The sequence below is a fragment of the Populibacterium corticicola genome, assembly GCF_042683685.1.
Taxonomy (GTDB): Bacteria; Actinomycetota; Actinomycetes; order Actinomycetales; family Cellulomonadaceae; genus Timonella; species Timonella corticicola.
On sequence record NZ_JBHUOP010000001.1, the window covers coordinates 357,586 to 374,878 of the forward strand.

Genomic DNA, 17,293 nt, shown 5'->3' on the forward strand with positions numbered 1-17,293 from the left:
CAGGTGGAGTGGGATGCGTGCGAAACCTTACTCAAGATGATCTTGAACTGCTGATTCAGTCAGGTGTGGAACTTGGCGTGCCGCTACAGCGGCCAACCTTCATGAGGGACAGTTCAATTCCCGTGTTTGACGCCCTGACCAGCAGACAGGAAGCGGCACACGTGCACTTCGCTTGGCTGGGGTCAGGTACGCAAGCAGATGCCCAACGTGAGCACTGGCAGAACATGATCGAAACCGTTGGGGCACACACCCCACATATCGGTGTTCAGCAGATTCGGCAGAGCGTTGATCTCGAGGACCTGTGTGCTCTCGCAGTAACGCCCGCCCGAAGCCTTGTCGAGCATCTCGCAGAAGCACAGGACCCGGTTATCGAAGTCACGCTCAGAACACGCGAACTATGTACCGTGATTCTTCGGCTTGCCACCGCCGGGGTACACCCACTCGAACTTGATGAACGGCATGTACTGATCGGAGAGCACGGACAACTTGAACTCTCCGCAATGGCGGACCTGTCATTTGGCCAAGTACAGGAACACGGTAGTTACCCGAGCGGATTCCAACTCGTCAGCAACTACCTCGACTGTATCGGCCAACATCTCTCGACGCTCACCCATCAACTCACGGTTCTGAGGGGAATCCTCAACGCAGTCGCCGAACAACCTGATGGACGGACTGGACTTGGTGACTTCGTGCTTGCATTGAGTGCACACATCGAGATGCCGCGGCCAACGGACTCAACAAGCGCGGAGAGCAGGTCGTCTGGAACCTGGTCACGTCAGCTTGCCTTGGAGACGCAACGACAGCGCAGCGAGAGTCGGCGTAAGACGGGTGTCGCTGTGGCAATTAGCCTCGTCTGCGCAGCGATCATCTCATTGGCCGCCAATGCGGTGGCGAGCAGCGGCAACCCAGAGAACCCGCGACAAAGCGAGTTCACATCGACAGTTCAATCCCACCAGATGCTCGCGCAACAACCCGAGCAGGGGCCAGTCGCAGAACAGAACGCCGCTGAGACCTCCAATGTGCAAAGCACACCACTCGATGTTCTCACCATCGAGGAACTGCTCACTGAACGCCTCGCAACCATCGCCGTGGCCAGCGGTACAGATGAACCCGTCGATCTTTCACATCTCTACATCCTGGGCAGCGAAGCCGAGCGTGAGGAACAGTCCCGAATCCAACACCTGCGCGAGTCCGGAATCACGATCACGGGGTCAGAACTCACAGTCACCGAAGCCGAAACGCATCCCGCGTCAGGTGATAACGATTCAATCCGCACGGTCATGGTGTCGTACGACATGAGCTATGCGATAGCCACGGCGGAACGTAATGAACAACTCACGGAAACAGAGCGGACCACCCTGGAACTGCACGCCACTGACGCCGGGTGGCGTATCAACTCCGCAACACCCGCACCGGACACGGACTAAACAAATGGGGGAGCGCTAGACCTGCTGGGAAATCCAACGAGCAAGGGCATCAACGCGAGGATGAGAGTACTCGAATCCCAACGACTCCAGCACGGTCGGTTCGACATGCACGCCGTTCACTATCTCTTGAGCGAACTCACCAACCACTGCCCGCAGCGCAAACGCCGGAACCTTGAGAGCATGCGGACGATGAATCTCACCAGCAACCTTCGCCACAAGCTCGCGGTGCGGGACAGTCTGCGGCGCAACAAGGTTCACTGGCCCCCACGCCTTATCGTGCTCGAGAAGGAACACCAGCGCCCGAACCTCGTCCTCAAGCGAAATCCACGACCACAGCTGCTCACCCGAGCCAAGTGGTCCACCGACCCCAAACTTCAACGGGAGCAACAGTTTCTTCAGTGCGCCGCCCTCGGGGCTCATCACCAATCCAGTGCGCGCATACGCGACCCGCGTACCCGCAGTCATCGCGCCAGAAGCCGCGCGCTCCCAAGCCGTGCACACGCCAGCCAGAAAGGTGTCACCCGAAGGTGAGGTCTCGTCGACAATCTGATCCGGAAAACCGTAGTATCCGGTAGCTGAACCCGATACAAGCACCTGCGGCGGGGTTGGGACACTCGTGATTGCTTTAACCAGCGTGGTTGTGGCGCCGACTCGAGACGCGAGGATCTCGCGTTTTACAATCCGATCCCACCGACGATCACCAATGCCTGCCCCAGCCAGGTTAATGACCCCATACGCGCCATCAATTACAGTGGAATCGATAACCCCAGCACTCGGATCCCACAGCGAGTCAATGACCCGCGGATTCGGTTCGGTTTTGGCGCTACGCACCAGACGGATCACGTCATAACCCGCATCAAGAAGTGCGTCTACAACCTTCGAACCAATAAGACCTGTGGCGCCGGAAACAACTACGTGGGGTGTGTGTGGCATCTTTCGATCATACGTGGCTCACAGCAGATCGCATGGTGAGCGCAACGTTTGGAATAAAAACTCCCGCACAGAAACGACTTTGGGCGGTGAACCCGAAGGTTCACCGCCCAAAGTTTTACGGAAGCACTATTCCATCAAGCAGCAACTGGCGTCACAGGCCGAGCTTGTCCTCGAACTTGCCCTCTTCGATGCGGGCCTTAACAGCCGACAGGAAGCGGGAAGCGTCCGCACCATCAACGAGACGGTGGTCGTACGAGATCGACAGGTGCGTGAAGTAACGGATTGCGATAACGTCCGAACCATCCGCACCCTTAACAACAGCTGGGCGCTTCACCATCGTGCCGGTGCCCAAGATTGCAGAGGTACCGATAGGAACGATCGGGGTGTCAAACAGTGCGCCACCCGAACCGGTGTTCGTGATGGTGAACGTTGCACCCGACAACTCGTCTGGCTTGACCTTGTTGTCACGGGTACGAGCGCCGAGGTCAGCGATCGACTGAGCGAAACCAACGAGGTCGAGTTCACCAGCTTCCTTGATAACTGGAACAAGCAGACCACGCTCGGTGTCTACCGCGATACCGATGTTCTCGGAACCAGGGTAGGTGATGGTCTTGTCCTCAAGCACACCGTTGATCTTTGGGTATGCCTTGAGCGCTTCAGTCGCAGCAAGCGAGTAGAAGGACAGGAAGGTGAGGTTAGCGTTGTGCTTCGCCTTGAATGCTTCCTTGACCTTGGTGCGCAGGTTCACGATGTTCGTGATGTCAACCTCGAACACCGTGGTCAGCTGAGCCTGGGTCTGCAGCGCTTCGACCATACGCTCGGCGATGATCTGACGCAGGCGGCTTGCCTTCTCCGTGGTTCCACGCAGTGGCGAAACTGGCAGGATGGTCGACGCCGCTGCTGGAGCCGCAGGAGCGGAAGCAGTTGCTGGTGCAGCGGCAGGGGCCTTGGAAGCCTCTGCTGCAGCGAGGACGTCTTCCTTGCGGATGCGTCCACCAACACCGGTTCCGGACAGAGTGGACAGGTCAACGTTGTTCTCGGCAGCGAGCTTGCGAACAACAGGGGTGACGTAGCCACTCTTCTTGACTGCCTCAGATGCCGATGATTCTTCGTTCGATGCTGGAGCGGCTGCGAGGACGTCTTCCTTGCGGATACGTCCTCCCTCACCGGTAGCGGTTACCGTGGACAGGTCAACACCCTTTTCGGCTGCAAGCTTGCGCACGAGCGGAGTGACAACCCCACCAGACTGCGGCGCAGCGGAAGGCGCTGGAACTGCTGGTGCAGATACAGCGGCTGGCGCAGGAGCCGGGGTAGGTGGTGCTGGTGCTGGTGCAGGCTCAGCGGCAGGGGCTGGTGATGCTGCGGCTGCTGGAGTTTGCGCGGCAGGTGTTGCTGCGGAGCCTCCAACGACTGCGAGTACCTGGCCGACCTCTGCGTCTTCGTCTTCTTGGACGAGGATCGCGGTGATGACACCGGCTACCGGGGATGGAACCTCGGTGTCGACCTTGTCGGTGGAGACCTCAACGAGTGGTTCGTCTACCTCGACGGTGTCGCCGACGTTCTTGAGCCAGCGGGTGATGGTTCCTTCGGTGACTGATTCACCTAGGGCTGGAAGAGTGATTTCCTCGCCGCCCTGTGTGCCACCTTCGGCGGGTGCTGCTGGAGCAGCGGCCGGTGCTGGGGTCTCCGCTACAGGAGCGGGTGTTGCGGCTGGTGCTGAGGTCTCTTCGACTGGTGCTGCTGGAGTTTGCGCGGCAGGTGTTGCTGCGGAGCCTCCAACGACTGCGAGTACCTGGCCGACCTCTGCGTCTTCGTCTTCTTGGACGAGGATCGCGGTGATGACACCGGCTACCGGGGATGGAACCTCGGTGTCGACCTTGTCGGTGGAGACCTCAACGAGTGGTTCGTCTACCTCGACGGTGTCGCCGACGTTCTTGAGCCAGCGGGTGATGGTTCCTTCGGTGACTGATTCACCTAGGGCTGGAAGAGTGATTTCCTCGCCGCCCTGTGTGCCACCTTCGGTGGGTGCTGCTGGAGCAGCGGCCGGTGCTGGGGTCTCCGCTACAGGAGCAGACTCGGCGGCGGGTGCCGGTGCAGGCTCAGCGGCAGGAGCTGTAGCGCCGGAACCGGAGCCATCGCCGATAACCGCGAGTACCTGACCGACCTCTGCATCTTCGTCTTCTTGAACAAGGATCTGCTCAAGAACACCCTCGAATGGGGATGGAACCTCGGTGTCGACCTTGTCTGTCGATACCTCGAGTAGTGGCTCGTCAACGGACACGGTGTCGCCGACGTTCTTCAGCCAACGGGTCACGGTACCTTCGGTAACCGATTCACCGAGAGCAGGAAGTTCAACGTTGTTGGACATTACCTCTCCAAATTTCTAGCAGTGCGATGCGATCAGTTGTGCGCGTGGAGAGGCTTGCCTGCGAGGGATAGGAATGCCTCGCCGAGTGCCTCGTTCTGCGTTGGGTGTGCGTGGATGAGCGGTGCCACGTCCTCTGGGTATGCCTCCCAGTTGACGATGAGCTGGCCTTCACCGATGAGTTCACCAACGCGTGCACCGATCATGTGAACACCAACGACCGGGCCGTCCTTCTTGCGGACGAGCTTGATGAAACCTTGGGTGTTGAGGATCTTGGACTTACCGTTACCGGCAAGGTTGTACTCGATCGACTCAACGTTGTCTGCGCCGTACTGTTCCTTGGCCTGTGCCTCGGTGATACCCACGGAACCGATTTCTGGCTCGGAGTAGGTCACGCGTGGGATGCCGGACTCAACGATCGGTGCAGGGTTGAGGCCCAGGATCTGCTCGGCTACGAAGATTCCCTGCTGGAATCCGCGGTGTGCGAGCTGGAGGCCTGGGACGATGTCTCCGACTGCCCAGATGTTGCCAACGCCGGTGTGGAGCTTTTCGTCGGTGATGACGAAACCGCGGTCGAGGGTGACGCCCTGTGCCTCGTAGCCGAGGTCTGCGGTGCGTGGGCCACGGCCGATTGCGACGAGGAGGTATTCGGCATCGAAGGTCTTGCCGGATTCGAGTGTGACGTGTACGCCGTTCGCATCCTGGGTGACGTTTGCGAAGCGGTCGCCGAGGTTGAAGTTAATGCCGCGCTTGCGGAAGGCACGCTCAAGGTTCTTCGAGATTGCCTCGTCCTCGTTTGGCACGAGGTGTGGCAGGCCCTCAATGATCGTGACGTCTGCGCCGAAGGACTTCCACACGGATGCGAACTCGGAACCGATAACGCCACCGCCGAGGATGATTGCGGAACCTGGCACGTGCTCCATGGCCAGCGCGTGCTCGGAGGTCATGACGCGGCCTTCGATGGTGAGGCCTGGAAGAGTACGCGAGTAGGAACCGGTTGCGAGCACGATGTGCTTACCGGTGATGCGCTGTCCGTTGACCTCGACTGCATCCTGGGCCACGAGCTTTCCGTAGCCCTCGATGAGGGTGATCTTGCGGGATTTCACGAGGCCCTGAAGACCCTTGTAGAGACCGGAGATAACGCCCGACTTGTAGCTGTTGACGCCAGCCATGTCGATTCCGTTGAGGGTCGCGTTGACACCGAACTGGTGTCCTTCGCGTACGTTGTCGGCAACTTCGGCTGCGTGAAGGAGAGCCTTGGTGGGAACGCAACCGTAGTGGAGGCAGGTTCCACCGAGCTTGTCTGCTTCGATGAGTGCAACGTTCTGTCCGAGCTGTGCAGCACGAAGTGCGGTGGCGTAACCACCACTTCCTCCGCCCAGGACGACAATGTCGAAGTCGGTGCCGTGAGTTTCGGCCACGTTATGCTCCTTAAGCACAAGAGATATGGGTACTGTCCCATCTTTGCATTATCCGGGCGGTTGCTAAAGCGCAAACCACTGCCTTTCGTCCCACTTCACGTGTGATTCTTGAGACATAGGCAGAATTTCTCGTGTCTGTGCCGTGTTTTTCTTTCCAGGGGACCTTCTCTACGGGCATAATCGCTGGTTCGCTCCCGTATGGGGCGGACAGGGGTATCCTTCCTTGCATGGGTTTTTTCTCGAGGCTTTTTGGTGGTTCGTCTAGGACGGCGGGACCAACGTCCACCCCGGATGCTCCGGCGGATGGCGACTACAAGCGTGCCGTGTACCAGCATTTCGCGCAGTTCCATGCGTCGCGTGTTGGCGTTGAGGCGTATCTGGAGCCTGCGAACCCGAACGAGCCGACCTCGTTGCTTCTCATCGCGACCACAGGGGAGTGGACACGTCGCCGTATCCCCAACCCCAAAGAGGGGTACACGCTTGCGAAGGAACTGGGTATCCCCATCTATGACGTGAACTTCACGGGCTATCCGCAGCGCATGCGGGATTGGAATACGGCGCAACGCGCCGCCAAGAAAAACCGGTAACTGGAAGACTTCCGCCGGATGTCAGTCTGGAGCTATTGACGAGCCTAGCGAGTTGGTGGCGGAGGTTGACGGTAGGTGTGAGTCTGACCAACAAGCACCGGTGGGTGAGCCGAGTCGGGATAGGTGAGAATTCGTCGCCAATTGACGACGATTCCCTCCTACCAGCACACGGTCCGCCGCGAGCAGGTGCTCGGATCAGACGTAAAGAATGGCTGGGCGGCCTCGGAGTTCCGAGGCCGCCCAGCCATTGTTGAACCTAGCGATTACGATGCGTTCTCAAGGAATTTCAGCATCGTGCGCACGCCGTGTCCGGTGCCGCCCTTGGCGGTGTAACCATAGGCACCGCCGCTGTTGTAGGCGGGGCCGGCGATGTCGAGGTGAGCCCACGGGCGCCCGTCCGTGAACTCCTTGAGGAAGTGAGCGGCCACGAGCATGCCACCCCAGCGCTGGCCCATGTTCGCCAGGTCCGCTACCTGCGAGTCGAGTGTCGGGCGCAATTCCTCGGGCAGTGGCATCGCCCAGAAGGATTCCCCCGCGTTCTGGGCGGCGTCGAGGACGTCGGAGACCGTGCCGTCGGAGCCCATGACCGCGGAGACCCGGTTTCCGAGTGCCATCATCTGCGCGCCGGTGAGGGTTGCGATGTCGAGGATGGTGTCGGCGCCGTCCTCGACTGCGGTGACGAGACCATCAGCGAGGACCAGGCGACCCTCAGCATCGGTGTTCAACACCTCGACGGTTTTTCCACCGCGGATGGTGATGACGTCGGATGGGCGGGTTGCACTTCCGGACGGCATGTTCTCTGCGAGGCAGAGGTAGCCGGTGACCGATACGTTCAGGCCGAGCTTTGCGGCGGCGAGCACAGTGTGCAGGACTGCTGCTGCACCGGCCATGTCGGACTTCATCTCCTCCATGCCAGCGGCTGGCTTGATCGAGATTCCACCTGAGTCGAAGGTTATGCCCTTACCAACGAGCGCGATCTTGCGCTTCGCCTTGGAGGGGGAGTACGTGACCTTGACGAGGCGCGGGCCGCGGGTGGAGCCCTTGCCTACGCCAAGCAGGCCGCCGTAGCCGCCAGCGGTCAGTGCCTTCTCGTCAAGAACCGTGACCTTGACGCCGGTGCCCTTTGCCGCAGTCTTCGCGATGTCTGCGAAAGCAGCCGGGAACAGGTCGTTTGGTGCCGCATTCACGAGGTCGCGGGTGCCGTGCACAGCCTGTGTGATGACCTGGGTGCGAGCCAAGCCCTTCTTCACTGCCGCCTGGCCTGCGAGGGGAGTGACAACCTGGACCGAGCCGACTGGTGTGCCCGAGGTTGCGGCTTCACCGGTGCGGTAGGTGCGGTATGCGTATGCGCCGAACTGCGCGCCCTCGGCGATAGCGAGAACTTCGGTTTCCTCTTCGGCAGGCAGGGCGAATGCCGCAGACGCCACGTCAGTTAGCGTGCGTGCCGCGGAACCTGCCGCACGGCGCAACTGCTCCTCGCGTCCGCTGTGGTTCTCGCCGAGGCCCACGAGCACGACAGCCGCCGCACCGTAGCCTGCAGGCGCTGGAACGCGCGATACGCTGTCTGCCTTCGCGGAGACGCCGAGTGCCTTGAGGTTCAGGTCGTTGAACGCCTTCAGGTCAACGTTTGCTGGTCCCACGATGGTTGGGGTGGAATCGACCGAATCAACGCCGAGTACAACGGCTTCGACTTTCAGTCCTTTTGGGTCTTTGTTTGTAAAAGTAAGTTCAGCCACCCCCCAATCCTAGCTGTTGTCTTTGGGTTCGCCGGGTTCGCTCCGGTAACCTCGAGGTGTGTTTCCTGTATTGAGCGCGTTAGTTTTCATCTCTGCGGCCCTTGTGCTCGGGTGGGCGCTGTGGTTTGTGGCCAAGGACCGGCCGGTCATCTTGAAGCAGTTGTTTGCGGCAGGCGTGGTTGAGGCGGTTTTGCTCGTGCAGACCGTGACCTGTGCGATTGTGCTCATGACCTCGCATCGCGATCTTGAGACGTGGGAGTTCTGGGGTTACGTCTTCACGATTTTGATCATCTTGCCAGGCGCTGCCGCGTGGGCCTTCGCTGAACGTACCAAGTGGAGTTCGGTGGTGTTGGCTGTGGCTGCCATCACGGTGATTTTCCTGCAGTACCGCCTGATTGTGCTGTGGGGTTGATTTTCTTATTGCCGACGATCCGGTTGCGTTCCTCTAGATAGGCGTACGCTGGGTGGTTGGCAGGTTTGTTGTTTGTTGCCTGCGTGCACTGTGAGTGTATGCGGGTGTTTGAGCTAGGGGACCAAAGAGGATTATGTCGCTGAGCGGTGCGAGTAGTGATAGTGGTTCGGATGAGCCGCAGGGTAAGAAATCGCTTGAGGAACGGTTGAACGACCGGTTGGATGCTAGTTCGGGGCGTGAGTCCGGGGTGGGATCGACTGGCCGTGGTTTCGGACGCATTCTCGTGGCGGTGTATGCCATTTTGGCGATCGCGGCGACGGCGCGTGGTGCGTGGCAGTTGATTGATCACGGTCATGAGGCTCCGCTGGCCTACTCCCTGTCACTGCTCGCTGGAATCATCTACATCGTGGCGACTGTTGCACTCGCAAAGGGCAGTGGCGTGTGGCGTCGTGTGGCCTGGGGTGCGGTGGTTTTCGAGGCTGTCGGCGTGCTGGCTGTGGGTATTTCGACTCTTGTGTCGAGTGATGCTTTCCCTGATAAGACGGTATGGTCCAACTTTGGTCAGGGATACGGATACATTCCGCTCGTGCTGCCGTTTGTTGGCATATTCTGGTTATGGAAGACTTCCGCCGGACGTCAATCCGTAGGTACTGACGAAGCGTAGCGAGTTGGTGGCGGAGGTTGACGGTAGGCGTGAATCTGACCGATGAGTACTGATGACTTCCGCCGGACGCCAATCCGTAGGCATTGACGAAGCGTAGCGAGTTGGTGGCGGAGGTTGACGGTAGGCGTGAATCTGACCGATGAGTACTGATGACTTCCGCTGGATGTCAATCCGTAGGCATTGACGAAGCGTAGCGAGTTGGTGCGAGGACACCCGTTACTACTGAAAAGGTTCTTGTGATTTACCAGCAGATTTTCAAGCATGTGTTCTCGAAGATGGACCCGGAGAAGGCACACCACCTGGTGCATACGGGGATCACGGTTGTTGGTAGGACTCCGATTCTCGCGGGTGTGATCGAGGGTGCCTTTGCCCCGTATTTGACCCGTGGTGAGGGCGTGCGGGTGTTTGGGCGGAGGGTTCCTGCACCGTTCGGTCTGGCGGGTGGGTTCGACAAGGACGCGAAGGCCGTGCGTGGCTTGAACATGCTGGGTTTCGGTTTTGTTGAGATCGGTACGATCACTGCGCAGGCTCAGCCGGGCAATGAGAAGCCTCGTATGTGGCGTGAGATTGAGATGCAGGCGCTGCGTAACCGTATGGGTTTCAACAATGAGGGCGCTGATGTTGCGGCTGCTCAGTTGCATCGGCTTCGGTCGACGCCGAAGGGTCGTTCGATCTTTGTGGGTGTCAACATCGGCAAGACCAAGCTGACTCCAGCAGAGGAGGCGGCGGAGGATTACGCGTACAGCGCCCGGCTTCTTGCCCCGTATGCGGACTATCTCGTGGTGAACGTGTCCTCTCCGAATACGCCTGGGCTGCGGGATCTCCAGAACGTTGACGCGTTGCGTCCTATTCTGTCCGCCGTGCGTGAGGCCGCAGACGCGGCGACCGATGCTGTCAACAAGGCTCGGGTGCCACTCTTGGTGAAGATCGCTCCCGACCTTGCGGATGACGATGTTCGTGCGGTGGCTCAGTTGGCCAAGGAACTGGGGCTCGCCGGCGTTGGCGCAGTCAATACGACCATCAACCATGAGCTTGGTCCCGGTGGGTTATCAGGTAAGCCCGAGCTTGAGCGTGGGCTTGAGGTTGTGCGGATTCTACGTCAGAACCTCAACCCGGAGCACGTCATCATTGGTTCGGGTGGCATCTCCACGGCTCAGGATGCGCGGCGTTATCTTGACGCGGGTGCGAACCTGGTTCAGGGGTACACCGGATTCATCTACAACGGTCCACTGTGGGCTCGTAAGATCAACCGGGCGCTTCTTGGCCTGTAGGCGTTTTCAGCGAGAGTGCACTTTCGCGCACTTTTGTTAGGGAGAGTGCATGGAAACATGCTCTTGTCTGGGAGCCGCCAACCAGAGTGAAGCGTCGAGGACTCTCGTGTGAGGATTTCACACGAGAGTCCTTGCGCTTGGGCCCAAGTGTGAGCCACTAGAGTGTTCTCCTGGCCATCTACATGAACCAGTTCACGACCACATCGCCGAAGAACCCGAAGAGTATGCCCCACGCGATGATTGAGATGGTTTGGAACAGATACACGCTTGATCTCTTGGCACCGAGGGCCACGAGCGCTGGCGCCGTGATCTGGCTTGCCACAACCAGCGGGCCTAGCAGGCACACGCCAGGAACTCCGAAACGATTGAGGTACTTCTCTATCTTCTGTTGCCGCGGTGTGAGTTCTCTCTTACTGGCGCGGTTCTTGGTTGCCGCATCACGGATACCGCTTGCGGTGGCTATCACGAGGAACGTGCTGATGATGTTGCCCACCACTGCCGCGGCAACGGCAAGTGCGGGTGGCACACCGACGATGACGCCGAGAAAGCTACCCAGGTAGGACTCGATGAATGGAATCGCCCCGGCGAGGAGTAGCACACCTCCTTGCTGCCATGGGTCGGCGCTGGCCGCCGTCTGTGCCAGCCAGGTGAAAATGTCTGTTACGAAGTCGAGGTTCACGGGGTTCTCCATCTCGTTGTGTGCGGGTAAAGCCGAACCCTTGTGGTGCGGCCACTGCTTTCAATCGTGAAGGAGAAGACCTCTTGGCCGTAGTGACCTTGTGTCATGGAGATATATGACGCCATGTCACTACCATGGCACCGTGACGTCTAGGAGCATGGACAGAATCATTGAGGTCGTCTACCGCTGAAGTCTTATGCGGCATCGGAGAGCATACCTAGACGTGAATTGTTTGAATTGGATGGATATATGAACCGCTCCGATGCACTCATGCATGAGGCGCGTAGCACATTGAATCGGAGAACAACGCGCAGCTATATGATCGCCGCAGGTGTGACTGCGGCTGCAGGTTTCGTCGGCGCCGATAGTTGGTTTGCCGCACTTGCAGTAGCGCCGAGTCTGGCACTGTCTTTCATGGTGTTGCTGACCGGGTGGGCTCAACCTGCACATCAAAACCTCATGCTCGCCTCAGGAGTCGTTGGTGCTGGAACCCTTGTGTGGACGGCATTTACCCACGCGAACCTCATGGGTGCTGTGGGCATCACGATCACTGGTGCCATGTGGGTCACTTACCGACGAGTCCGGGGTCAACTGCAGGTCATTGCTCTATGTGCTCTCGTCATTTCGGTACTTCTCATGGCGCAACTCCCCGATGTCGGAGCGGAACTCCAATCCATTTCCGTGATGAGCGTCGTGGCGATTGCCTGGGCGAGCGCGATTGTGGAGAGCGACGATCAGCGCAGACTGTTTGACCTACTGGAACGTACAAAGGACGCTGAACGCGAGGCGTCAATTCTGCGTGAACGCAACCGGTTCGCAGCAGACCTACATGATGTCCAAGGTCATACACTGCACGTCATCAAGCTGAAGGCTGCGGTGGCGGCACGACTCCAGCATGCAGACCCGGAACGAACCGCACGGGAACTGGAAGATATTGGACGTCTCACCGCTGAGACAATCGAACAGGCCCGTGACCTCGCCAACTCGATGCATCAACTCGTGCTGAGCGCGGAACTGAACAATGCGCGCGAACTGCTCACCGCTGCGGGCATCGATACTCAGGTGGAATACCTTGACGATGAACTGCATGTGGGTTCTGGTGAGAACCAGGGTTCGCTTGCACTGGTCCTGCGTGAGGCGACCACGAACATTCTGCGTCACGCTAGACCAGCGCGAGTCGTGATCATGGTTGGCCCAGATGTGCTCGTCGTACGCAACGATGGAATTACGCCGAGTCAGCTGAGACCGTTACGTGGGCTGGCCACCTTGCAGCAGCGGATGAGAGACGCTGGTGGCACACTCCTGATTGAATCGGATGACACGACCTTCTGCCTTCGTGCGGTCTTCGAGGAGGAGGCAGAATGACGATCACCGTTCTTTTGGCCGATGATGAAGGGCTCATCCGTACAGCGCTCGCCACTCTGTTGCCGCTTGAGGGTGACCTGGAGATCCTTGCCGAGGCGAGTGATGGGTCTGAGGCGATTCAGAGGTTTGATGAGTTGCAGCCAGATGTCGCACTCTTGGACCTGGAGATGCCCGAGAAGAATGGACTCGACGTCGCCAAGCACATCCTCACCAGTTCACCGGGTCATGCGGTGGTTATCCTCACCCGACATGCCCGCCCAGGTGTGCTGCGCACGGCTCTTCGGTTGGGTGTCCGAGGGTTCCTCGGTAAAGACGCTGATCCGTCCCTGATCGCCAAAGTCGCGGCTGAGGTCGCAGCAGGTGGACGATACGTTGATGCTGCGATCTCCGCGCAGGCTCTCATAGAGGACTGTCCGCTCACGGAGCGCGAACGCGATGTGCTGCGCGTTGCCGGCGAGGGTTATTCTGTTTCCGCCATGGCCCAGATCCTGCACCTTGCACCAGGAACTATCCGCAACTACCTGTCGAGCGCGATCGGCAAAACCCACACGACGAATCGCCACGACGCCGCACGGTATGCGCGCGAGCATGACTGGCTGTAGATAGGCGCCTTAAACGGGCAATGGGATGGAAACGCAAATGCGTTTCCATCCCATTGCCCGTTTTAAAGGTGTTACCTCATCGTTCCCCTGGCTGATCAGCGAGGGTCTGCTTCGGGTCACGGTTCACATGGTCGCCGAGGATCTCATCGATCTTGGCCATCAGCTCGGCAGGAATCTCGACGCCGCCAGCCTTGACGTTCTCTGCGATCTGCTGCGGACGCGAAGCACCAATGATTGGCGCTGCGACATTCTTGTTCTGCAGGACCCACGCGAGGCCAAGTTGTGGAAGGGTGAGTTCCAACTCCTCTGCGACAGGCTTCAGATTCTGGATGCGAGCAAGCAGATCGTCGTTCATCTTGGAACGGATGAAACGCGAAACACTCTCACTAGCCGCGCGAGATCCAGCAGGAGCCTCTTGACCTGGAAGGTACTTTCCAGTGAGGAGCCCTTCAGCCAGTGGGCTCCACACGATCTGGGAGAGGCCGAGTTCTTTAGAGGTTGGGACAACCTCGTCCTCGATGACGCGCCACAGCATGTTGTACTGGGGCTGCGAGGAGATCAGTTGGAACCCGAGTTCCTTTGAGTACTTGTGCGCTGCACGGATCTGGTCAGCGGTCCACTCGGAGACACCGATGTACAGTGCCTTACCCTGACGCACGATGTCCGCGAACGCGAGCATCGTCTCTTCGAGTGGGGTCGAGGCATCGTAGCGGTGTGCCTGATAGAGGTCTACGTAGTCCGTGCCGAGTCGCTTCAGAGAACCGTTGATCGATTCCATGATGTGCTTACGGGATAGGCCTGTGTCGTTGTGTCCGCCTGGACCTGTTGGCCAGTAGACCTTGGTGAGGATTTCGAGCGATTCGCGGCGTTGACCCTTGAGGGCATCACCGAGAACCGTTTCAGCAACAGTGTTGGCGTACACGTCAGCGGTGTCGAAGGTTGAGATTCCCGCGTCGAGTGCAGCATGCACACACTTGGTTGCGGTTTCGTTTTCAACCTGTGAACCGTGGGTGAGCCAGTTGCCGTAGATGAACTCCGAGATCTTGAGGCCGGAGTTTCCGAGGTATTTGTATTGCATGGTCTTTAGCCTATGCCACTACATCGAACTTGGGTTGAAAATCAGGCTGGGTATTCGCCGTGTTTCACCACTGGCTTAGGAAGCCGTCCGCGACGGAACTGGAATGCACGGGTAACGGCGTACATCATAAGGCCGCGGGTGTTCAGAACCTGATCCCCAAACTTGTTCACTAGGCGCTTCTTGAGTTGACGCCACAGGACGAACGCATCCACGACCGCGAGGATAACCGTGAGATACATGAGCACGAGGCCGACGATCGCAATCCACGGCGAGAGGTTGGACAGCAACGTCATCACAAGGAATACGAGCGCTGCATACAGGAAGTATTCGCCGATGCCACGGCGAGCATCCACGAAATCACGAATGTAACGCTTGACTGGGCCGCGGTCGCGGTACGGCATATTTGCCTCGTCCCCGCTCTTGAGCGCAGCATATTCGACATCTCGAGCAGCGCGTTCCTTGACACGCTGAGCCTTCGCGGCAGCGCGGCGATCAGACGGCACAAGCGGGCGACGCTTGGCGGCCTCCGCCTCTGCACGGCTCGGCGTGGGGCGGCCCTTACCACCGGACCTGTGGTTGGCCTTGTCCAACGCCTCCTGAACGGATGAGGATTCGGTGATAGCTGGCTCGGGCTTCGATTGCTTCTTTGGGGAACTCACCCCCATATCTTATGTGAGCGGGCACGGCTAAACGAATCTCACCTTTCAATGAAGTCACGCTCATCGCGAACATAGCGAGGGGACTGCCTTCACAGGAACTGAGTTGGGTGTGTGGCACGGAGTAATCTGGTGTGGTGAGCCAAAAGCAACAGTATGAAACCAAAGTCCAAGAACTCTTTCCAGCCCTGCGTGCAGATCTCGAAAACCTCGTGCGAATCCCTAGCGTCTCGGCGGATGCCTTCGATCAGGAACATGTCGCACGTAGCGCCGAGGCCGTAGCAGGTCTGTTGCGCGCCGAAGGGATTGACGATGTCCGGGTCGTGACGGCCGGGCAGAGCCGTCCGGCGGTCATCGCACGTATTCCAGCGCCGCAGGGACAGCCAACCGTGCTGCTGTACGCGCACCACGATGTGCAGCCTCCCGGGGACTCGGCTACGTGGGAGACCGATCCATTCGAGCCAACAGAGCGCAATGGTCGTCTGTACGGTCGCGGTGCAGCGGACGACAAGGCTGGAATCATTGCGCACCTCGGCGCGCTCCGGACGCTCGGCTCCGACCTGGGCGTTGGTGTGACCCTGTTCATTGAGGGCGAAGAGGAGATTGGTTCTCCGTACTTCACTCAGTTCCTGACCGAGTTCCGCGACGAACTTCGCGCGGACGCAATCGTGGTCGCTGACTCCGCCAACTGGAAGGTCGGCGTGCCAGCACTGACCACATCGCTGCGGGGCCTCGTAGATTGCGTGGTTGACGTTGAGGTGACAACTCACGCCGTCCACTCCGGCATGTTTGGTGGACCGGTTCTCGACTCGTTGACCCTGCTGTCACGTCTGATCGCCACTCTGCACAACGATGAGGGCGATGTTGCGGTTGCGGGTCTAACCCACGCCGCGCAGCCCAGCGTTGACTACGATGAGGTTGATTTTCGTGCTGACGCCGGTGTGCTTCCAGACTTCCAACTCGCTGGTACCGGCCCGATCACCGCTCGTTTATGGACCAAACCGGCTATTTCGATCATCGGTATCGATGCGCCAACCGTAGCGCTGTCGTCGAACACGATTCAACCTAAGGCGAGCGCCAAGATCTCCATGCGTATCGCCCCGGGACAAGACCCGGATGCGGCGCTCGTGGCATTGCGGGACCACCTAGAGGGCCATGCGCCATTCGGTGCGAAGGTCACGGTGCATGATGGTGAGGTCGGCAAGCCGTTCTTGGCACCGGAAGACACCCCAGCTATGGTGGCTGCCCGTAACGCGTTCGAACAGGCGTGGGGTGTTGAGCCGGTGGACACCGGAATCGGTGGCTCCATCCCATTTATTGCGGACCTACTTGAGGTCTACCCGGATGCCGAAATCCTCGTCACCGGTGTTGAAGACCCAGACTCGCGTGCACATGGAGCGAACGAGTCCGTTGACCTTGCAGAGTTGCAGAAGGTTGTCCTGGCTGAAGCTCTCCTGCTCGCGGGCCTCAAACGTGACTAAGTAACTACAGCGTTCGAAAAGAAAGAGCGACGGCACCCATCACCGGGTACCGTCGCTCTTTTGAGTTGTGGAACTAGTTCTTCTCGCGAAACAGGACGCCAGCGGCATCCGCCCACAACCTCATATCGTCAGCTAGCGGGGGAGAATCCATCGTGGAGCCGAGCGCCTCGAGTACCTGCGCAGGAGAGGGCTTCGGCCCCTTACGGGCGAGGAACCGCGCTGCGATCCAGGCTTCGGTGTAGACCACATCGTCGCGTTTGATGACCTGCGAGACGTAGCAGATGCGCTGATCCCAGCCAACAACTCGCGTTTCGATGTGAGCTTTCTGCCCAAGTCTCAACGATGCCCTGTATTTGACGGAGGAGGCGGCAACGACTGGGTACCAGCCGAGTGTGTTCAGGGTCTTCATCCCACCCATGTCCGCGATCATGTTTGACCGGGCGGCGTCCATCATCGCCAAGTACTTGGAGTTGTTGACGTGCATGTAGATGTCGATGTCACCAAGGCGTGCACGCACATTGGTGATTGAGATGTCTAGAACGCCGAATCCGGGGATTGGTTTGCGGGGGAGATATGTTGCGAGGGCGAGATCAATGTTGCGGGTCACGCGTATTAG

The 17,293-nt window shown here is 59.1% G+C and carries 16 protein-coding genes; 8 read left to right on the forward strand and 8 right to left on the reverse strand.

All coding sequences use genetic code 11. The annotated features are described in order from the left end of the window. Positions 1-17 precede the first annotated feature (17 nt). Positions 18-1,427, forward strand: a complete 1,410-nt coding sequence (locus ACFSYH_RS01585) for a hypothetical protein (RefSeq protein WP_377464701.1) — start codon at positions 18-20, stop codon at positions 1,425-1,427. Positions 1,428-1,442: 15 nt separating this feature from the next. On the opposite strand, the gene ACFSYH_RS01590 is transcribed toward ACFSYH_RS01585, so the two are convergent. From ACFSYH_RS01590 to lpdA, 3 genes are all read right to left on the reverse strand, one after another. Then, entirely contained in the window at positions 1,443-2,360 is a 918-nt protein-coding gene (locus ACFSYH_RS01590) for a TIGR01777 family oxidoreductase (protein WP_377464702.1), read from the reverse strand. Positions 2,361-2,511: 151 nt separating this feature from the next. Beyond that, entirely contained in the window at positions 2,512-4,728 is a 2,217-nt protein-coding gene (gene sucB / locus ACFSYH_RS01595) for a 2-oxoglutarate dehydrogenase, E2 component, dihydrolipoamide succinyltransferase (protein ID WP_377464703.1), read from the reverse strand. A 32-nt stretch (positions 4,729-4,760) separates the two neighbouring features. Further along, on the reverse strand, positions 4,761-6,146 hold the full coding sequence (gene lpdA, locus ACFSYH_RS01600) for a dihydrolipoyl dehydrogenase (protein WP_377464704.1): 1,386 nt from the start codon (positions 6,144-6,146) through the stop codon (positions 4,761-4,763). 227 nt (positions 6,147-6,373) lie between these two features. Here lpdA and ACFSYH_RS01605 point away from each other — a divergent pair, with 227 nt between their 5' ends. After that, the gene (locus tag ACFSYH_RS01605; protein WP_377464705.1) at positions 6,374-6,733 is read left to right on the forward strand and encodes an oxidoreductase; all 360 of its coding nucleotides are present in this window, start codon (positions 6,374-6,376) and stop codon (positions 6,731-6,733) included. A 263-nt stretch (positions 6,734-6,996) separates the two neighbouring features. Here ACFSYH_RS01605 and ACFSYH_RS01610 read toward each other — a convergent pair whose 3' ends face one another. Beyond that, positions 6,997-8,469 carry a leucyl aminopeptidase gene (locus ACFSYH_RS01610; protein ID WP_377464706.1) on the reverse strand — a complete coding sequence of 491 codons (1,473 nt, stop codon included), beginning with the start codon at positions 8,467-8,469 and terminating at the stop codon, positions 6,997-6,999. Between the two features lie 70 nt (positions 8,470-8,539). Between ACFSYH_RS01610 and ACFSYH_RS01615 the strand changes: the two genes are divergently transcribed. The 3 genes from ACFSYH_RS01615 to ACFSYH_RS01625 all read left to right on the forward strand — a co-directional run bounded on the left by ACFSYH_RS01615 (position 8,540) and on the right by ACFSYH_RS01625 (position 10,816). Continuing rightward, a complete protein-coding gene (locus tag ACFSYH_RS01615; RefSeq protein WP_377464707.1) occupies positions 8,540-8,881 on the forward strand; it encodes a hypothetical protein in 342 nt (113 codons plus the stop codon). A gap of 133 nt (positions 8,882-9,014) precedes the next feature. Then, positions 9,015-9,545: a hypothetical protein gene (locus tag ACFSYH_RS01620; protein ID WP_377464708.1), complete on the forward strand. Its 531-nt coding sequence runs from the start codon at positions 9,015-9,017 to the stop codon at positions 9,543-9,545. A 239-nt stretch (positions 9,546-9,784) separates the two neighbouring features. Further along, the gene (locus ACFSYH_RS01625; RefSeq protein ID WP_377465226.1) at positions 9,785-10,816 is read left to right on the forward strand and encodes a quinone-dependent dihydroorotate dehydrogenase; all 1,032 of its coding nucleotides are present in this window, start codon (positions 9,785-9,787) and stop codon (positions 10,814-10,816) included. Positions 10,817-10,994: 178 nt separating this feature from the next. Here ACFSYH_RS01625 and ACFSYH_RS01630 read toward each other — a convergent pair whose 3' ends face one another. Next, positions 10,995-11,495, reverse strand: coding sequence for a hypothetical protein (locus ACFSYH_RS01630; protein WP_377464710.1), 501 nt, complete (start codon positions 11,493-11,495; stop codon positions 10,995-10,997). 249 nt (positions 11,496-11,744) lie between these two features. On the opposite strand from ACFSYH_RS01630, the gene ACFSYH_RS01635 reads away from it, so the two are divergent. Together ACFSYH_RS01635 and ACFSYH_RS01640 are read left to right on the forward strand one after the other, a co-directional pair. After that, positions 11,745-12,860: a sensor histidine kinase gene (locus ACFSYH_RS01635; protein ID WP_377464711.1), complete on the forward strand. Its 1,116-nt coding sequence runs from the start codon at positions 11,745-11,747 to the stop codon at positions 12,858-12,860. Then, positions 12,857-13,462, forward strand: a complete 606-nt coding sequence (locus tag ACFSYH_RS01640) for a response regulator transcription factor (RefSeq protein ID WP_377464712.1) — start codon at positions 12,857-12,859, stop codon at positions 13,460-13,462. Before ACFSYH_RS01635 ends, ACFSYH_RS01640 begins: the two co-directional genes overlap by 4 nt. Positions 13,463-13,538: 76 nt before the next feature. On the opposite strand, the gene ACFSYH_RS01645 is transcribed toward ACFSYH_RS01640, so the two are convergent. Beyond that, on the reverse strand, positions 13,539-14,540 hold the full coding sequence (locus ACFSYH_RS01645) for an aldo/keto reductase family protein (protein WP_377464714.1): 1,002 nt from the start codon (positions 14,538-14,540) through the stop codon (positions 13,539-13,541). A 41-nt stretch (positions 14,541-14,581) separates the two neighbouring features. Next, positions 14,582-15,199: a DUF3043 domain-containing protein gene (locus tag ACFSYH_RS01650; protein ID WP_377464716.1), complete on the reverse strand. Its 618-nt coding sequence runs from the start codon at positions 15,197-15,199 to the stop codon at positions 14,582-14,584. A 134-nt stretch (positions 15,200-15,333) separates the two neighbouring features. On the opposite strand from ACFSYH_RS01650, the gene ACFSYH_RS01655 reads away from it, so the two are divergent. Further along, a complete protein-coding gene (locus ACFSYH_RS01655; RefSeq protein WP_377464718.1) occupies positions 15,334-16,677 on the forward strand; it encodes a dipeptidase in 1,344 nt (447 codons plus the stop codon). Positions 16,678-16,750: 73 nt separating this feature from the next. On the opposite strand, the gene ACFSYH_RS01660 is transcribed toward ACFSYH_RS01655, so the two are convergent. After that, entirely contained in the window at positions 16,751-17,284 is a 534-nt protein-coding gene (locus ACFSYH_RS01660) for an acyl-CoA thioesterase (protein ID WP_377464719.1), read from the reverse strand. Positions 17,285-17,293: the final 9 nt, after the last annotated feature.

Excerpts from the sequence above, each read along its gene's own strand:
- ACFSYH_RS01590 (WP_377464702.1), bottom strand. The coding sequence starts at position 2,360 with ATGCCACACACACCCCACGTAGTTGTTTCCGGCGCCACAGGTCTTATT.
- sucB (WP_377464703.1), bottom strand. The coding sequence starts at position 4,728 with ATGTCCAACAACGTTGAACTTCCTGCTCTCGGTGAATCGGTTACCGAA.
- ACFSYH_RS01605 (WP_377464705.1), top strand. The coding sequence starts at position 6,374 with ATGGGTTTTTTCTCGAGGCTTTTTGGTGGTTCGTCTAGGACGGCGGGA.
- ACFSYH_RS01620 (WP_377464708.1), top strand. The coding sequence starts at position 9,015 with ATGTCGCTGAGCGGTGCGAGTAGTGATAGTGGTTCGGATGAGCCGCAG.
- ACFSYH_RS01635 (WP_377464711.1), top strand. The coding sequence starts at position 11,745 with ATGAACCGCTCCGATGCACTCATGCATGAGGCGCGTAGCACATTGAAT.
- ACFSYH_RS01640 (WP_377464712.1), top strand. The coding sequence starts at position 12,857 with ATGACGATCACCGTTCTTTTGGCCGATGATGAAGGGCTCATCCGTACA.
- ACFSYH_RS01645 (WP_377464714.1), bottom strand. The coding sequence starts at position 14,540 with ATGCAATACAAATACCTCGGAAACTCCGGCCTCAAGATCTCGGAGTTC.